The 16,060-nt window shown below is 36.3% G+C and carries 19 protein-coding genes and 1 tRNA gene; 7 read left to right on the top strand and 13 right to left on the bottom strand.

The features are described 5' to 3' along the window. Positions 1–108 precede the first annotated feature (108 nt). Positions 109–237 (bottom strand): hypothetical protein, encoded by a 129-nt coding sequence (locus SGJ10_00535; GenBank protein ID MDZ4756608.1) that lies wholly within the window; start codon positions 235–237, stop codon positions 109–111. A gap of 341 nt (positions 238–578) precedes the next feature. Beyond that, entirely contained in the window at positions 579–1,661 is a 1,083-nt protein-coding gene (locus SGJ10_00530; protein MDZ4756607.1) for a glycosyltransferase, read from the bottom strand. Between the two features lie 69 nt (positions 1,662–1,730). Here SGJ10_00530 and SGJ10_00525 point away from each other — a divergent pair, with 69 nt between their 5' ends. Further along, a complete protein-coding gene (locus tag SGJ10_00525; GenBank protein MDZ4756606.1) occupies positions 1,731–3,020 on the top strand; it encodes a hypothetical protein in 1,290 nt (429 codons plus the stop codon). A gap of 46 nt (positions 3,021–3,066) precedes the next feature. Here SGJ10_00525 and SGJ10_00520 read toward each other — a convergent pair whose 3' ends face one another. Further along, the gene (locus SGJ10_00520; protein ID MDZ4756605.1) at positions 3,067–4,275 is read right to left on the bottom strand and encodes an S-adenosylmethionine:tRNA ribosyltransferase-isomerase; all 1,209 of its coding nucleotides are present in this window, start codon (positions 4,273–4,275) and stop codon (positions 3,067–3,069) included. Positions 4,276–4,291: 16 nt separating this feature from the next. Next, positions 4,292–5,998, bottom strand: coding sequence for a M3 family oligoendopeptidase (locus SGJ10_00515; GenBank protein ID MDZ4756604.1), 1,707 nt, complete (start codon positions 5,996–5,998; stop codon positions 4,292–4,294). A 307-nt stretch (positions 5,999–6,305) separates the two neighbouring features. Between SGJ10_00515 and SGJ10_00510 the strand changes: the two genes are divergently transcribed. After that, positions 6,306–6,379 (top strand) — tRNA-Val (locus SGJ10_00510). A 10-nt stretch (positions 6,380–6,389) separates the two neighbouring features. Here SGJ10_00510 and coaE read toward each other — a convergent pair. The 6 genes from coaE to SGJ10_00480 are packed head-to-tail and all read right to left on the bottom strand — an operon-like array spanning position 6,390 to position 10,442. Then, positions 6,390–6,977 carry a dephospho-CoA kinase gene (coaE, locus tag SGJ10_00505; protein MDZ4756603.1) on the bottom strand — a complete coding sequence of 196 codons (588 nt, stop codon included), beginning with the start codon at positions 6,975–6,977 and terminating at the stop codon, positions 6,390–6,392. Next, complete coding sequence (locus SGJ10_00500; GenBank protein ID MDZ4756602.1) at positions 6,974–7,912, bottom strand: bifunctional riboflavin kinase/FAD synthetase; 939 nt, start codon at positions 7,910–7,912, stop codon at positions 6,974–6,976. The genes coaE and SGJ10_00500 overlap by 4 nt, the downstream gene beginning before the upstream one ends. After that, the gene (gene truB, locus SGJ10_00495) at positions 7,896–8,639 is read right to left on the bottom strand and encodes a tRNA pseudouridine(55) synthase TruB (GenBank protein MDZ4756601.1); all 744 of its coding nucleotides are present in this window, start codon (positions 8,637–8,639) and stop codon (positions 7,896–7,898) included. Before truB ends, SGJ10_00500 begins: the two co-directional genes overlap by 17 nt. Next, on the bottom strand, positions 8,636–9,424 hold the full coding sequence (locus SGJ10_00490; protein MDZ4756600.1) for an undecaprenyl-diphosphate phosphatase: 789 nt from the start codon (positions 9,422–9,424) through the stop codon (positions 8,636–8,638). Before SGJ10_00490 ends, truB begins: the two co-directional genes overlap by 4 nt. 6 nt (positions 9,425–9,430) lie before the next feature. Further along, positions 9,431–9,670 carry a DUF3098 domain-containing protein gene (locus tag SGJ10_00485; protein ID MDZ4756599.1) on the bottom strand — a complete coding sequence of 80 codons (240 nt, stop codon included), beginning with the start codon at positions 9,668–9,670 and terminating at the stop codon, positions 9,431–9,433. 4 nt (positions 9,671–9,674) lie between these two features. Beyond that, the gene (locus SGJ10_00480; GenBank protein ID MDZ4756598.1) at positions 9,675–10,442 is read right to left on the bottom strand and encodes a permease-like cell division protein FtsX; all 768 of its coding nucleotides are present in this window, start codon (positions 10,440–10,442) and stop codon (positions 9,675–9,677) included. A 16-nt stretch (positions 10,443–10,458) separates the two neighbouring features. Here SGJ10_00480 and SGJ10_00475 point away from each other — a divergent pair, with 16 nt between their 5' ends. From SGJ10_00475 to SGJ10_00455, 5 genes are all read left to right on the top strand, one after another. Then, positions 10,459–10,581 carry a hypothetical protein gene (locus tag SGJ10_00475; GenBank protein MDZ4756597.1) on the top strand — a complete coding sequence of 41 codons (123 nt, stop codon included), beginning with the start codon at positions 10,459–10,461 and terminating at the stop codon, positions 10,579–10,581. Positions 10,582–10,726: 145 nt separating this feature from the next. Beyond that, a complete protein-coding gene (gene rpsF / locus SGJ10_00470; protein MDZ4756596.1) occupies positions 10,727–11,101 on the top strand; it encodes a 30S ribosomal protein S6 in 375 nt (124 codons plus the stop codon). 11 nt (positions 11,102–11,112) lie between these two features. After that, complete coding sequence (gene rpsR / locus SGJ10_00465; protein MDZ4756595.1) at positions 11,113–11,388, top strand: 30S ribosomal protein S18; 276 nt, start codon at positions 11,113–11,115, stop codon at positions 11,386–11,388. A gap of 20 nt (positions 11,389–11,408) precedes the next feature. Beyond that, on the top strand, positions 11,409–11,852 hold the full coding sequence (gene rplI / locus SGJ10_00460) for a 50S ribosomal protein L9 (protein ID MDZ4756594.1): 444 nt from the start codon (positions 11,409–11,411) through the stop codon (positions 11,850–11,852). Between the two features lie 307 nt (positions 11,853–12,159). Then, positions 12,160–12,372: a hypothetical protein gene (locus SGJ10_00455; protein MDZ4756593.1), complete on the top strand. Its 213-nt coding sequence runs from the start codon at positions 12,160–12,162 to the stop codon at positions 12,370–12,372. A 29-nt stretch (positions 12,373–12,401) separates the two neighbouring features. Here SGJ10_00455 and SGJ10_00450 read toward each other — a convergent pair whose 3' ends face one another. Genes SGJ10_00450 through mnmA form a run of 3 tightly spaced genes read right to left on the bottom strand, consistent with a single transcriptional unit; the run spans position 12,402 to position 15,989 of the window. Beyond that, positions 12,402–14,174, bottom strand: coding sequence for a S8 family serine peptidase (locus SGJ10_00450; protein MDZ4756592.1), 1,773 nt, complete (start codon positions 14,172–14,174; stop codon positions 12,402–12,404). Positions 14,175–14,187: 13 nt separating this feature from the next. Then, complete coding sequence (locus SGJ10_00445; protein ID MDZ4756591.1) at positions 14,188–14,862, bottom strand: hypothetical protein; 675 nt, start codon at positions 14,860–14,862, stop codon at positions 14,188–14,190. Beyond that, a complete protein-coding gene (mnmA, locus tag SGJ10_00440) occupies positions 14,853–15,989 on the bottom strand; it encodes a tRNA 2-thiouridine(34) synthase MnmA (protein MDZ4756590.1) in 1,137 nt (378 codons plus the stop codon). The genes SGJ10_00445 and mnmA overlap by 10 nt, the downstream gene beginning before the upstream one ends. Between the last annotated feature and the right edge of the window lie 71 nt (positions 15,990–16,060).

The following is a 16,060-nucleotide window of genomic DNA, read 5'->3' as shown; positions in this document are numbered from 1 at the left end:
CGATAGTTATCGGAGTTCGCGGCGAGCGATACTACAATAAAATAAAGTGTCCGTTATAATTTGGCTTTTCTTATTTGAATTATGAAAGAGGTCTATTCATACCACTGCTTAACCCGTAGTCGCCGTTCTGCGAACGGCAACTACATTATCATTGCAAGGTCTGCGTGAATATTTCGGTTCCAACTGTACCACCATTTCGGTTTCAACTGTACCACCTGTTTTGTTTAATGATACCAAACCTTATGAGTGGTTATTGCCACCTTTGAATGAGAAAATACGACCAAATAATTTTCTTGATTTTGAAAACTATTTTGATATAATTCTTGATGATTGAGCAAGGTTATACCATTTCTTAAACTATAATAGTTCTCCGCCTGTGGCGGATTAGTTTTCAGAATGGTAATACCGAACTACAATATGTTTAGTCCCTTTCTTTTGGACTATTATATATTGAGTTTCGGTATAAATAAAAATTGGCTTGGAATATTGTATAACGATACACAAGATTTTGTCGAGAATTTCAAACTTGAAGAACTTGCTATAATGTTTCCCGCCGCGGCGGGAAACATTTATTTGGTCTACCCAAATTTCCTCACTCCCCACAAATATTTCTTATGCCACAAAAATGCAAAAAAGTATAATACTTTATATTTGATTTTTTTGAAGAACGAAACATGGTTATACAAAGTATTATAGGAATCCAAATGGTTTGATTTAAAATGGCGGTGGTTAAACATATAATGTTTTCTGATGGCGTATACATCTGTTTCAAATAATTGCTTTTTGCCGCCACCTGCTAGGGTAATCAATGTTTGCATGCGATTGCTGTATGTGTGTTCGCGAATTACAAGTTCGTAACCAGCTTGTGCTATGGGTGCAATGAGTTCGGAATTTTTTTCGTAATAATTGATTACCTCAGCAGCATTATTTAAGTTATGCGTAATTATATTTTTACCAGGTTCGAACAAATCATTTATTCCATTTTGTATATCTTGCGTAATAAGCAAACTGCCACAAGCCATAGCTTCAAAGGTTCGCATATTCAAATCGCCACGCATAGAAATATTAAATACCGATTTGCAGGTATTATAATAATCGGCCATTTGGTATGGGTTCAAACCATTTACAATTTGTATATGGGTTTTTGTTTTTAATTGGTCAAAATAATGTTGGCGATGTTTGTTCATATTTCCCACAAATCCGCAAGCTACGGTTCGCTCTAAGTGTTTGTTTTGATGTATGCTTGGGTCGCAGGCCAAAGGCAGCCACGCTACATTTTTGCCTGCGTATTTGGATGCTTGTTGTGTAAAATCTTTTTGGGCAAAAAACACATAATCAAAAAATACGGCAAACTCTTTATGCCAACGATAATTAATATGGTTGTCGATAGCCCACCAAGCTGTAACGCAATTTAACTTTTCTAGATTCAATGGAACAAGCAAAGGATGAACACTCGATTCAACCACAATCAATAAGTCAGGTTTCAAATTTTGTTTGTTCAGAAACAGCGGCACATCTAAAAAGGGTTTACAACCAATAGAATCTTCTAACCCCTCTTGTGGACTCACAAACGTAATGGCATGGCCCATTTGCTGCAAAGCCCTGTATACATAGCCAGATAGCGATGTAGGAGCGTAATTGGCCAGTAAAACAATATTCATCAGTGTGCAAATATATAGATACAGTATTTAGTTTTTCTATGCATCTTTGCAAAAGATTTAATTGCCTTCATGTATAATCGCCTATTCATCCTATTTTTACTGTTCATACCCAATTATACATGGGGTCAGACCAAGCTCTCGCTAGATAATTTTTCAAAAGACCAAAAATTTGACAAGAGTTTGGTTGCGGCACCTGTATGGAGATTGAAAGGGAGTTTTATCAATGTTGATAAAGAGGCGGTAGGCGAAAAACCGAGTACCGAAAATGTAAGTATCAAATTACCAGATATGAAAGATTGCTTGGACAGTGGTTATACTTTGCTCGATTTCAATGGCGTTGTAGGCAGCTACAACAAAAGTTATGTGGCAGTAGTTATGGGTAATGTATATATGCGTGCTCCTACGAAAATTTGGGTGGACTATAATAAGAATTTGGATTTTACAGATGATGGAAGTCCTGTTACCATAGACCAATATTTTAAATATTTAGAGTTAACTTTTGTGAATGAAAAAGACACGTCTGGAGTGCTTGTATATCATTTAAGTAGGTTTGATTTTAGCAACAATGCCAAATACCGTTTATTGCTTCGTGAATATTATGATCATGCTTTTCCCGAACGACCCTTAATGTGGGCTGATATTGGGTTTAGGTTGCAAATATATAAAGCCAGAACAATTGATTTTAAATGGGAAAAAGATAGTTTTTGCATAGGATTGTACGATGGAAATTTGAATGGTATATATAATGAACCGGAAGAAGATATGATTGTAATGGGTGAATATAAATCGGGTTATATAAGTACCGAAGACGAAGCTGGGGCAATAGAGATAGGCAATGGAGAGAATAGTATTATACATAGTGGAATACGTTATGCAATTTCCAAAATTGCTGCATCTGGCACAAGTATGGAGTTAACATATAATAGTACAACAGGAAATGAGAACTCTTTAAAAACAGGTCAAAAACTTAAAAAATTCAAATACAAAACAGTTGATCAAAAGACCCACCATAGCAAAAAACTGAGATGGAGAAAGAAGAGTATTGTATATTTTTTTAATTTTGAAAACACAGCACAATTTATTGCAGATACAACAATACTTGCAAAATTGGTAAGAGAGAAACATTATAAAGTTGTTTGTTTATATTATGGCAAAAATCCGCAAAGGGTGAAGAATTTCGCTTTTAATACGAAAGGATTATTTACCGTAGGTTATTCCAAAAAGGAAATCAATCATGATATACCGATTGACAGAATACCAACAGTTGTTGAATTAGGAAGATGGCTTAGAGTCAGAGATGTAAGTAATGATATGCTTACCATGATGGTGCCTCGATGGGTAGGTAAGAAAAAATTGTAAAAATATGGCGACTGTATTGGTATTTCCATCTGGTGATTTATATTATTCAGCTCCTAAAAAGTATACTCCCATCTCCATAGCTCAGAAAACGATAATCATTTGCCAAAGCAGCCTTATATATATCCTCCCAATGCCCGTCTGTAAAGGCTGAGACAAGCATGAGCAGTGTGCTTTGCGGCTGGTGGAAATTCGTAATTAATATATTGCTTAATTTAAATTTATAACCGGGCACTATCATCATTTTGGTATAACCCTCTATGGTTTGCAAATCATTTTTTTGCATATAATCTAATAATGCTTCCAATGATTTTATGGGTTCAATTGTATCATCTAACTGATAGGGTTCCCATTGGTCTAATAATAGTCCTTTGTTTTCAAATTGTGTTGTCAATATTTTTACACCTATCCAATACAAACTTTCCAAAGTGCGGCAAGCAGTGGTTCCTGTGGTTGCAATGGGATATTGATAATCTAATTGATGTATTATATTGTCTATGTTTTTTTGCGTAACAATAATTTTTTCGGGATGCATTATATGCTCATTGGCCGTATCCGATTTCATAGGTAAAAATGTACCTGCACCTACATGTAAAGTAAGTTCATCTATAATACATTTTTTCGCTGTTAACTTTTTCAGAATTTCATCTGTAAAGTGAAGTCCAGCAGTAGGAGCAGCTACTGACCCATTATGTCGTGCATACACCGTTTGGTAGCGTTTGCGGTCGGTAATGTCGGTATGTCTTTTTATATAAGGTGGTAAGGGAACTTGGCCAAACATTTCCAATAGTTCATAAAAACTATGATTGGAATTCCAAGTAAATTTAATGATGAATTGGTTGTCGGATTTTTCTATAAAATTAGCTTGCAGTTTTATTGTGGCATTATATAATGAAGTTTCCCTAAGTAAGGTCTCATCCTTTTTCCATCGTTTCACATTTCCTACCAAACAATACCAATAACTTTCGTTGAATTTGGTTTCATATTCCACAGCTTTAGTTAAACAAAATACTTCTATTTCAGTACCTGTCTTTCTTCTGAAATAGAGTCTAGCATTTATCACTTTGCTATTATTAAACAATACCAAAGTTTGGGAAGGTAAATAGTTTGCGATATCATAAAAATGCTCGTGTAATATAGCACCATCTTTATATACCAATAACTTCGACTCCTCCCTTTTGGGCAAGGGATGCATGGCTATTCTGCTATCGGGTAATAGGTAGTCGAAATCTGCTACTTGAATTTCGGGTAAAAGCATATATATATACTTTCGCCTAGGAAAGGCTTTTCATTTGTTCGCTAACAAAAGCAACAAGTTCTCCTATATAGTTTTCGCTGAAATCAAATTTCACGCCTGCGGTTTTATATATATCAGGAATTGATTGGGTATATCCCAATGACAATGCTTCTTTATATTGTTGTAATGTTTGTGTTGGGTTTTGTAGATAATTACGCCAAACGCCCACTGCACCAAGCTGTGCAAAACCATATTCTATATAATAAAATGGCACTTCAAATATATGTAATTGTTTATGCCAACTATAAGGGCGGAATTTTTCATAGCCTTCCCAATCAACCACATTGCCCGAAAATTCTTGACTAATGCGTAACCAAGCATCTCCTCTTTCAGCACGGGTATGGCCGGGATTTGTATATAACCAATGTTGGAATTTGTCAACCGTAGCAACCCAAGGCAATACCTCTATAATACCTTCCAAATGTTCAAGTCTAGCTCTTTTATGGTCATCAGGATTTGTATAAAAAACATTTTGAGAATGCGATGAAATTAATTCCATACTCATGCTGGCCAGTTCAGCTATTTCACTTGTCAATGCTTTTTGAGCATTTAATTCTAAGTCTTTAGTTAATACAGAATGAAATGCATGGCCTGCTTCGTGTACCATTGTTTCCACATCGCGGGTATTGCTTGCCGCATTCATAAATATAAACGGATAACCATTCACTGGCAAAGGATAATTATATCCGCCTGGAGCTTTTCCTATTCTCGATTCCACATCGAAATGACCTTGGGCTATCATAGTATTGATTACTTGCTTGAAAAATGGATCTATATGATCGAAACATTGTATAGTTTTATTCAATAAATCCTTCCCATCAGCAAAAGGTTTCAAAGGTTGGTGGCCGTCTAAATCCACTTCTGTATCCCAAGGTCGAAGTTTATCCAATCCCAATCTTTCTTTTCGGTGCAATAACAATTCACGCACCATAGGTACTACTTTATTCTTTACCGATTGGTGAAACATTTCACAATCGTTCACGGTATAATCGAACCTGCCCATGGCCACAAACATATAATCCCTGAAATTTGCAAAGCCCGCATTTACGGCTACTTGGTGTCGCAATTTTAAAAGTACATCAAATAAATCTTCTAAATCTTCCGCATCTTGATAACGACGCTTTGTTATCTGCTCATACACTTGTTGGCGTTTGGCACGGTCATTACTCTTATAATAGTTTGCAGCTTGTTGTAAAGTTTGTTCCTTGTCATCCACTGTCACAGTCATGGCACCGCTAATGGCTGCATATTTTTGCTGCTCAGTTTGTATTTCTGTCTGTAGCGGAATATTCTCTTCCCTGAAAATTTTTATTTCTTCTTTTACAGACCTTATATAATTGTGATATTCGGGTTTCTCTAATATTGACAAGTATGCTGATTCAGCCATCTTGCGGTTAAGCAAATCATGATAAGGAGCAATTTGCGGTTCTATTTCACTTACAAAGGTGAGGTATCTTTGTTCACGTTCTTTGTCGGTAGTATCGCAGGTCATGCGTATATAACGCCAGCCCATATCTTCTTCCAACATTGCTTCTAGCATGCTTCTATCAAGCAGCCATTGGTGCAAGTCGTGACTGTTATTTAGTGCCCTTTCAGCTAAATTTTCAAAATATGGTTTTACATCTTCCCACGAATTGATGGCCATATCAGTCGATATAAATATTGGTGATTTTTGGTTTTCCATTTTCTGATTTTATGTGCTGCAAAAATATATGATGATAGATTAATTGGTATCGAAAAAAAGAGAATATCTTTGCACAAATAATACCAATTCTTAAACTAAAATAGTTCTCCGCCTGTGGCAGATTTAGTTTGTAGAATGTTATACCAATTCTTAAACTATAATAGTTCTCCGCCTGTGGCGGATTGGTTTGTAGAATGGCAATGCCGAGCTACATCCCGAAAGCCCCGCTTAATCCCGATAATTATCAGGATGCGGGGGGATTAGTCCCTTTCTTTTGGACTATTATATATTTAGTTTCGGTATAAACGGGATGTTAGCTCAGTTGGTTAGAGTGTTACCTTGACATGGTAAAGGTCACCAGTTCGAATCTGGTACATCCCACTTCTTTCAATTATTGCACGCTCAAGGCCTTGTGTATTTCCATCACTTTAGGTAATACTTCATCACCCTCATTATTCCATATAACATAATGGCTTAGCGATATTTTTTTTTCTTGCGGCATTTGATTATTTAATCGGGCTTTTATACTTGCTGTATTTTTTCCATCTCTTGCAACTGCTCGTTTTATCGCAGTTTCTGTGTCGCAAGCAACGGTAATTATTTTATCGCAAGTTTTATAGGTTCCACTTTCAAATAATATAGCAGCTTCCTTAATAGTATATTTTTCTGTCGTATATTGTTTGCACCATTCTATATAATAATTTTCGATGGCGGGGTGTACTATTTGATTTAGTTTTTCCAGCATCAATGCATCGTTAAATACTATATTTGCTATATAAGAACGATCAAGTCCACCACTTGACAAATAGGCTTTTTCGCCCAATAGTTCTTTTATTTTTAAGATAAGTTCGGGATTGCTTACCATCAATTTTTTTGATTCTTCATCGGCCACAAAAACAGGCACATCCATCGATTTAAAAATGCGGGCCACGGTAGATTTACCACTTCCGATATTACCAGTTAATCCTACTTTTATCATATAGTGTTCGCAAATATTTTTTCTGCAATTGCTATATCTTTTCCTATTTGTATTTTTAGTGCGTCCAAACTTTCAAATTTTTGTTCGTCACGCAATCGCTCTATAAATTGTAAGGTCAATTCTTCACCATATAAATCGCCTTCAAAATTTAATAAATGTGCTTCCACCACGGTACCTGTTAAATTGAATGTGGGACGGTTTCCAATATTTACAACTGCTTGCATTTGCTTACCCGCCACACTTGCTATTGCTGCATAAACGCCATTTGCAGGGATAAGTTTGCTGTTATCTTTTATAAATAAATTACAGGTTGGAAATCCCAACTTATGTCCGTTTTGATTACCTATAACCACTTTACCACTTAGGGAGTATTTACGTCCGAGTAAATGATTGGCTTTCTGTAAATTATTATCAATGGTTAATGCATTTCTAATTTTGGTAGAGCTCACGGTAATACCTTCAACCAAAAAAGGAGGTATTTCTCGCACCTCAAAATTATATACTTTGGCCAATTGTAGCATGGTATTAAAGTCGCCTTTACGGTTTTTGCCAAACCGGTGGTCGTGGCCTATCACCAAATGCTTGGCCCCCATGCCATTCACCAATATATCTTTTACAAAATCTTCAGGTTCCAGTTGCGATATATCCTTTCCAAATGTTAAAATTAAAACATGGTCTATTCCTCTTTGCTCAAATAATTGTAGTTTCTCTTCAAGGGAGGTGAGCATTTTTAGCGAGTCATCGTCAGGATACAATACTTTGCGAGGGTGGCGGTGAAAAGTTATGATAACAGTTTCTCCGTTTATTTGGTGACCGATTTTTTTAAGTAATTCAAGAATTTCAACATGCCCTGTGTGTACACCATCGAAGGTGCCAATAGTTACCACTGGGTTATTGATAAGTGGTACGTCTGGTATATTATAATAGACCTTCACTGTTAAAATTTATTTTCTGCAAAAATATACTATCTTGAATATGATAGACTTTATCTTTTATTTTTCCACCCCGATGTACATTTAAAGTGTCAATTTTATTTGCATTATCAACATTATAATCTCCTATCATGGTGCGTCTTAATTCTATTAATAACGCACCGCAGCCTAGTTTTGTTCCCAAGTCGTTTATTAAAGTTCTGATATAGGTTCCTTTGCTGCAACAAACTTCAAAATTATATATATTCTCACCCGATTTCTGCACTTCAAATTTATATACAGTGGTCCATCGAGGTTTTATTTCCAGTTCTACACCTAGCCTAATCATTTCATAACTGCGAACACCATCTACTTTTATGGCTGAGTGGGCAGGAGGGATTTGTATAATATCACCTTCAAATGTTTTTACTGCTTCAGAAATTTTTTCTTCATCAATATCAGTAACAAATGATGGAATAGTTTCAGTTTCCAAATCGTAAGATGCAGAAGTGTATCCCAAAATAAATCTTCCAGTATATACCTTGGGCATTTGCTGAATGGTGGAAATTTCTTTGGTTTTTTTGCCAGTACACAGCAATAGCAAACCAGTGGCTAATGGATCAAGTGTGCCGGCATGGCCAACTTTGATAGGTTTTAACAAATGTTTATAATAGCCAACTACGGCGAATGAGGTCCAAAATAAAGGTTTATCAACCAATATGATTTCGCCAGGATTTTCTGCTTTGTTCAACTTTTAAGAGCGAAAATCAAAAACAATAAACCAACTGCGATTCTATAAATACCAAATGCCCTGAAGCCAATTTTATTGATAAAATTAATAAAGGCAGAAATAGTAATTAAGGCAATTATAAATGATACAACATTACAAATGGCGAGGTCTCTAACAAAATCAGGTATTTCAGAAACCTGATCCCAGTTTTTATGAAGTTTATATATTGATGCGGCAAAAATTGTAGGTACAGCTAAGAAAAATGAAAACTCTGTAGCTTGCTTCCAGCTAAGCTTTTGGGCTAGTCCCCCAAATATGGTGGCGGCACTGCGACTAACACCTGGTATCAATGCAAAGCATTGGAAGAGGCCAATCCTCAACGATTGCATATAGGTGATATTCGTACGGTTGAATTTTTTATTCTTATGATACCAACTATCGATATACAATAATACAAAACCAACTATAATGAGTGAAAGCGAAATAACTACTGCGGGTAAAGTGCCATTACCTACCAGTAATTTATCAATATATTTTTCTAGGAGTAGTCCTAATAATCCAAAAGGGAGCACGCCAATGGCTAATTTTATATATAAATCAAAACTTTGGAAAAACTTTTTCCAATATACTACAACTACGGCAAGTATTCCTCCAAATTGTACCGCTACTAAAAATGTTTCCAATTCTACTGTGGTGTCAGTTTTTAGCAGCATTGAAGCCATTTTCATGTGGGCTGTAGACGACACAGGTATAAACTCTGTTAAGCCTTCAATGATGGCTAAAATAATTTTTTCAATAATACTCATGAGATTTTATTCGGCAGATTTTTTCATAATGGCGTATGCCTGTATGGCAAAACCAATTAACACAACTACTGGGGCAACAATAATTTTACGGGTATCGTATATATCTTCTTTGCCGTACATCAGTATAAAACCAAGTACAATTACAGCAAGGCCAATAAACATCCAGCGGTAATTCGCTTTGCCAAAAGCAAATGAGTTTGGATAATCAGGGTGCTTTGGAGCTGTTTTATGAGTAGTCTTTTGCATATAATTAATATAATTCGTCTATTTGAGTTTTTAGGTAACGGCGTGTTGCAGTCCAAGTACAAATTGTGGAAACCAAAACACCGCACAAAGATAAGACAACAAACAATATGAGCAATAGGGTAATGTTAATATCGGTCCTGAAGTCGGGCAAAACAGCTCTTAAATCGGGTACGTAATAAAGAGCGAAGTATGCTGTGTTAAATATAAGCAACGATGAAAACACCCCGGCTAAAACGCCATTGATCACAGCTCTTTTTAAGAATGGTTTGATGATAAATGCTTTTGTAGCCCCAACCATTTGCATGCTTTTTATTAAAAACCGTTGTGAGAAAATATTGAGTTTAACATTATGGTTTATTAAGGTAATGGCAACGATAGCCAATATAATACAAAGGAATAGTAGGATAGGGGCAATGGTAGCAAAACGTTCCTCTATGAGGTCGGCTATGTTTTTTGGGAAGCTTATTTCTTCAACCATATTACTTGCCTTTATGGAAGTCTCAGCATGGGCAATTCTATCTTGCGACGAAGAGTTAGCATTTAAATACACCTCATAATTTGGGTTAAAAGGATTAGAATCTAATTCTGAAACCAGGTCCTCACCAATACTTTCCTTGGCTTCTCTCAGCGAGGTTTCAGGCGACTTGAAATCGAATGACTTGATGAAATCTTTGAAAAGGTATTCTTTTTCAAACTGTTTTAGCTCGTTTTCAGGGTAATTGGCTTTTAGGTAAACATGCAGCACAATATTCTCTTTCAGGTGTTTTTCCAAATTATTGCCTACATATATGAATAACCCAAAAAGGGAAAACATGTACAGCACGGTGGTAGTGCTTACAACTGAAGTAATAAAATGTGTACGTTTAGAAGATGACAAAATTTTAGATTTTATATCGTGTGCAAAAATATAAATTATCCGGGCTTCGCTTCGATTTTTTTTATACATCGAATGTGCAAAAGCCATTGAGCAAAAAATATTTTCGTAAACGATTGTTTGTTTTGAGTAGGTCGCTTACCTTTGCAGCCCAAAATTTTTAAAAGAAATTAAAAAAACAAATGACACAATACGAATCAGTAATCATCATCACACCAGTCCTCAGTGAGGAGCAGGTGAAAGATTCCATTGCCAAGTTTAGGCAGTTGATTACAAGCGAAGGAGGAAAGGTGCTACATGAAGAAGCTTGGGGGCTAACCAAAATGGCCTACTCAATCGACAAAAAGAATTCAGGATTTTACCATCTTTTCGAGTTTACAGCAAAAGACGATTTTGTTTCCAAATGGGAGCTAACTCTCAAACGTGAGGAACGAGTTTTACGCTACATGACTATAGCTTTAGATAAGCATTCAATGGCTTACAATCAACGCCGCCGCAATGGTGAACTTAATTCTCAAAAGGCTAAAAAAGCAGAAGCTGAATCCCAAACCGCATAACATTTTAAAGTATGAGTGCTCCAAAATACAACAAAAATCAGTTTGCCTTTAGCAATCAAAATGCTGAACCGCAAAAAAAGAAATATTGCCGCTTCAAAAAGAATGGCATTAAATATATTGACTATAAAGATGCCAATTTTTTAATGAAATTTGTAAACGAGCAAGGTAAAATCCTTCCACGCCGTATTACCGGCACATCACTTAAGTATCAACGAAAAGTAGCCCAAGCTATCAAACGTGCAAGACATATTGGTTTGTTGCCTTATGTTGCCGATGGCTTGAAATAATTATTAAGGAGAAATATATTATGAAAATTATTTTAAGAGAAGATATAAAATCCCTGGGTTATAAAGATGATGTTGTTTCTGTGAAAAACGGATATGCAAATAATTTTTTGATTCCACGCGGTATGGCCGCAATGGCCACTGAATCCAAGTTGAAAGACCTTGCTGAAGATATCAAACAAGCGTCATTCAAACTGGATAAAATAAGAAACCAAGCCAATCAACTTGCCGAAACACTTAAAGATTTCTCAGTTACTGTGGGAGCTAAAGTGGGTAGCAATGATAAAATATTTGGTTCTGTCACTCCGCTACTTATTTCTCAGGCCCTTAAAGCCAAGGGACATGAAATAGACCGTCGCAAAATCGTTTTGGACTCGGATATCAAATCAACCGGAAGCTTTACTGCTACTGTTAATTTATTTAAAGGCATCAGTGTTCAGATTGGTGTTGAGGTTGTTGGAGAATAATCCCGCATAATTATTGTTTTGAATTCTTTACTTAAGGTTTAGAGTCTATATTTTGTGTCATTTTAATGTCATAAAAAAATAATTAATTTGTCGATTTGTACGATTTAATTGCTTTAGACCCATTGTTTGCAAGGGTTAGCCAAACTTACATCTCTTATTTACAAGCTTTTGTGTAAGTTCGTGTTTGTTCCTTTCTGTATTATAGTTTTCTTTTGAATTAAGTTTAAAAGATTAAACAAAGCAACCTTTTTACATTTGATGTTGTTCTTATAAGCAGAATAAAAAACAATTTAATTAATTTTCAACCATGAAAAAACTCATCAACAAAGCCTTACGCGTTAAGGATGTGGCCAAAGCCAAAACAGTTGGATTACTCATGCTTTTTATTGCTTTGCAAGTGCAAGCTGTAGGAGCTGACGGAATGCAGATCGCATTAATCACTGTTGGATGTTTATTCCTGATAATCGTAGGAGTATTTGTTTGGGCAAAAAAGCATCACGAGTTTGGCGAAGACGCATAGTCTCTGCTAAAACAAGAATATATAGAACCTTATTGGTGAACAATTAAATTGCTCACTAGTAAGGTTTTTTTGTTTTCATCAATGAATTCTAAGGTATATTTTTTACCTTTTTTCAACCGTTTGGAAAAGGTCAATTTGTAGGTATTGAATAAGTGAAACGAGTTTTGCACATCAAATTGATTCAGAATTTTAGTACCTGATTTTAATAATACTCGCACTGTTTTACCATCATTCAGTTTTCTAATCTCAAAGTCGTTATTCGTTTTGCTTATGCTCCAAATAATTCCAGTGTAATCGGAACTTTGATAAAAAGATAAAAGTTTTTTCGCAGCCATGTAATTGGGTATACCATACCCCATTTTATTATTTGGTTGACTTGCTTGGCTTGACGAAAATCTTATCGCATCAAATAATATGCTGTCAGCAATTAAAGGGAAGTCTTGTTTGAGATGTGCCACAAATCCTGCCATCAATGGTGTTGAAAATGAACTCCCATTTGCTTGGGTATAATTGCCCATAGGGCTGCACACCACGGTTTCATATCCCAAAGTAACCACATCGGGTTTTGTTCTTCCATCGCTGCTAGGGCCTATCGAACTAAAATATGCATATTCTCCTTTTTTGTTGCAGGCACCTAAAGTAAGAGCATATTTTGAATCGCCAGGCGTTGTGATATAATGCCAAGTTTTATCACCTTCATTGCCACTGCTGCTTATTACAGTTATGCCTTTTGATGCGGCAATCTTAATGGCTTTGGCTATAATTGTGTGCTCGCCATCCATTTCCTCATAACTGTGATTATGTTCCGTATTGTCGAAGTAATTATAACCCAATGAAGATGTTATCAATCCACATCCTACACTGTCAGCATATTCTGCTGCAAGACACCACAAAACTTCTTCAGCCAAGGTTTCTGAAGCGGTTTCTTCACTACGCAAAAGCCAAAATTTTGAGTTAGGAGCTGAACCCGAAAAATTACCTTGATCGTAACCCGCCAAACAGGAAAGTACTTTGGTGCCATGGTCATCATCATCGAAAACCATACTATCGTTCGATGAGAAATCATACGTTCCCTGTATAAGATTATTCCTAAACAAATGTTTGAAGCAGGGTATTAGATTCACATTCCTAAAACCCGCATCAATAACAGCAATGGGGAAATCGACTTTTTGATACGGCGTTTCATCAACCAATGAATCGAATATCATTTTCAGTTGCTCATAAGCAAATCCTTGTATACGTGGATTTATGTGTTCTTTATCAAAATAAGCACGTTGAAAATCGCTTGACTCTTCTGTCTTGGTTTGTATATTGCCGGGGTCGAAACTAGCAGGGGTATAGTCATCGGGTAGTTTGCCGAGGAATAAAGCACTTTTTACAAATTCAAGTTTGCTAATTTTATTTAAAACGTCGGTGTCTGATATCACCACCAACACGCCGTTTAGCCAACGACTGGGGCGAATTATGTGGATAGGGTATTTCGATAGACTATCCATAAAACCGGGCATAACAAAATAATCCGAGCTTTCAAGTTTAATATGCAGTTTTTCTCTTCTATCGGTAGCCAATTTAGATAATTGAGGTTTGGCGGTTCTTGAATAACTTGCCCAAGTGGGCTTCCTATTGAAACTGATTTCTGTTATAATAAATTTATTAGAATCTTGACTAATAGGGTATTTCTCAATTATTTCTAAACTGTCGGTAAACAAAACCAAATACCTATCGGATTGAGCTTCTGCCAAACAAAAACCCAAAAGCAAAAACGCCGTGATATAAAATTTAATAAAGGAGCCGCTTTTCACTCTTGCAAATTCATCAAGGCTTATGGTTTATCAAGGTCATGCGATAAAGAATACCATAAGGATACTGGCTTGGCTGATAATCGACCGTATCTGTTTGTTTATAAAGCATTCCTATGTTTTTCCCCCAAATCTCGCTGCGATACCGCCGTTCTATTTGATTGGTATCGTCTTGAATTAAAACGGTTACAGTAGAATCATAAGAAAATTTCCCTACTTTTCGGGGTTCATAAATATTGATATAGGTGGCATAGTCGACCCCCATAGTATTATATTTATTTCTATCCCATTGGCTATTGGAAACAACAGGGAAAACCAATTTCATAATATTCTGATTATCCTCGGTGCGAAATAATTCGTAAGCCGTTTTTTGACTGGAAATAACGGCACGCACAATCCATGGCCCTGTATCTCCTACACTTTGATATAATACAATTCTATTTGTGGACTTGCCAGTATTGTCTATATATTTTGATTCGATGAGTTCACGGAGAAAAAACTTGAAAGTGTCGGTCTTGCTAGTAAATCGATCTATGCGTATAGAGTCCACTTGATATATAAGTTCTCGTCCAACACCATCAGGATAAAGGGAGGTGCCAGTTTCTATAAGCGGTTCATCTTTCGAACGGCAACCTGCAAATACAAATATTAGAATAACAATATATATAATATGCTTTTGCTTTATGCCCATTCAGTTTGTTTTTGTGCTGTATTTTTTTCTATTTCGAATGCAGATTTAATCCATCCACCACCTATTACATCATCTCCTTCATAGAACACTGCTGACTGACCAGGTGCTATGGCATTAACTTTACTGTGGAATTTCACTTCCATATAATCATCTACTTGATTAATAGTGGCCAATGTGCCAGGATCCTTATAACGAACCTTGGTAATGGTTTCCAGAGGTTTTTGGATGGTATTATATTTTTGTAGATTGATGTCACCCACCCACATACCGTTTTGTTCCAATTCTTCTTTTTTGCCTAAGGTCACTGTATTGGTTTTTGAATCTATCGAGAGCACAAAATAAGGTTCGCCAAAAGCTAATTCCAATCCTTTTCTTTGCCCAACTGTGTAAAACGGGTAACCTTTGTGTTTACCCACGATAGTTCCATCTCTCAAAACAAAATCCCCTCCAGCTACTTGGGCTTCAAGTCCGGGGATGCGATTTTTAAGAAACCCCCTGTAATCATTGTCGGGCACAAAACAAATTTCATAACTTTCACTCTTGGATACCATTTCATGATAACCACGTTCCAAAGCCATTTCCCTAATTTGGCTTTTATGCAAATGGCCAATCGGGAACATGGTTCTTGCCAAGCTTTTCTGACTTAAACCCCACAAAACATAAGATTGGTCCTTGCCAGCGTCCAATCCTTTTGACACTATATATCTTTCGTTTTCAAAACGTGTTTTTGCATAATGGCCTGTAGCAATATGCTCACAATCCAATTGGTCGGCACGCTTAAGCAAGGCTTCCCATTTTATATGCGTATTGCACAGCACACAAGGATTGGGGGTGCGGCCGGCCATATATTCTCCCACAAAATTATTAATTACATAATCACCAAACTCGTCTCTAATATCCAAAATCATGTGGTGAATGCCATGTTGCACCGCTATTGCTCTGGCGTCATTAATACTATCAAGCGAGCAACAACCTGTTTCTTTACCACTGGTATTGGATGTGGCATAGTCCCACGTTTTCATGGTGATGCCCACCACTTCATAACCTTCTTCGCGAAGCATCACCGCGGTAACGGTAGAATCTAATCCACCACTCATGGCTACCAATATTTTGCCGTGTTTGCTCATATATTTACAAAGATAAGTTGTGTTAATCGCAATGAAAAACACAATCTACGAATAAGACGACCAATAAACCT

Source organism: Bacteroidota bacterium, assembly GCA_034439655.1.
Lineage (GTDB): Bacteria > Bacteroidota > Bacteroidia > UKL13-3 > UKL13-3 > CANJUD01.
This window is presented reverse-complemented; position numbering and strand designations above follow the sequence as displayed.

Coding starts and splice junctions, on each gene's coding strand:
- rpsR (MDZ4756595.1), top strand. CDS start 11,113: ATGAGTGCTCCAAAATACAACAAAAATCAGTTTGCCTTTAGCAATCAA.
- SGJ10_00445 (MDZ4756591.1), bottom strand. CDS start 14,862: ATGGGCATAAAGCAAAAGCATATTATATATATTGTTATTCTAATATTT.
- rplI (MDZ4756594.1), top strand. CDS start 11,409: ATGAAAATTATTTTAAGAGAAGATATAAAATCCCTGGGTTATAAAGAT.
- mnmA (MDZ4756590.1), bottom strand. CDS start 15,989: ATGAGCAAACACGGCAAAATATTGGTAGCCATGAGTGGTGGATTAGAT.
- coaE (MDZ4756603.1), bottom strand. CDS start 6,977: ATGATAAAAGTAGGATTAACTGGTAATATCGGAAGTGGTAAATCTACC.
- SGJ10_00455 (MDZ4756593.1), top strand. CDS start 12,160: ATGAAAAAACTCATCAACAAAGCCTTACGCGTTAAGGATGTGGCCAAA.
- SGJ10_00490 (MDZ4756600.1), bottom strand. CDS start 9,424: ATGAGTATTATTGAAAAAATTATTTTAGCCATCATTGAAGGCTTAACA.
- rpsF (MDZ4756596.1), top strand. CDS start 10,727: ATGACACAATACGAATCAGTAATCATCATCACACCAGTCCTCAGTGAG.
- SGJ10_00520 (MDZ4756605.1), bottom strand. CDS start 4,275: ATGCTTTTACCCGAAATTCAAGTAGCAGATTTCGACTACCTATTACCC.
- SGJ10_00485 (MDZ4756599.1), bottom strand. CDS start 9,670: ATGCAAAAGACTACTCATAAAACAGCTCCAAAGCACCCTGATTATCCA.
- SGJ10_00530 (MDZ4756607.1), bottom strand. CDS start 1,661: ATGAATATTGTTTTACTGGCCAATTACGCTCCTACATCGCTATCTGGC.
- SGJ10_00525 (MDZ4756606.1), top strand. CDS start 1,731: ATGTATAATCGCCTATTCATCCTATTTTTACTGTTCATACCCAATTAT.
- SGJ10_00515 (MDZ4756604.1), bottom strand. CDS start 5,998: ATGGAAAACCAAAAATCACCAATATTTATATCGACTGATATGGCCATC.
- SGJ10_00475 (MDZ4756597.1), top strand. CDS start 10,459: ATGAATAACCCAAAAAGGGAAAACATGTACAGCACGGTGGTAGTGCTT.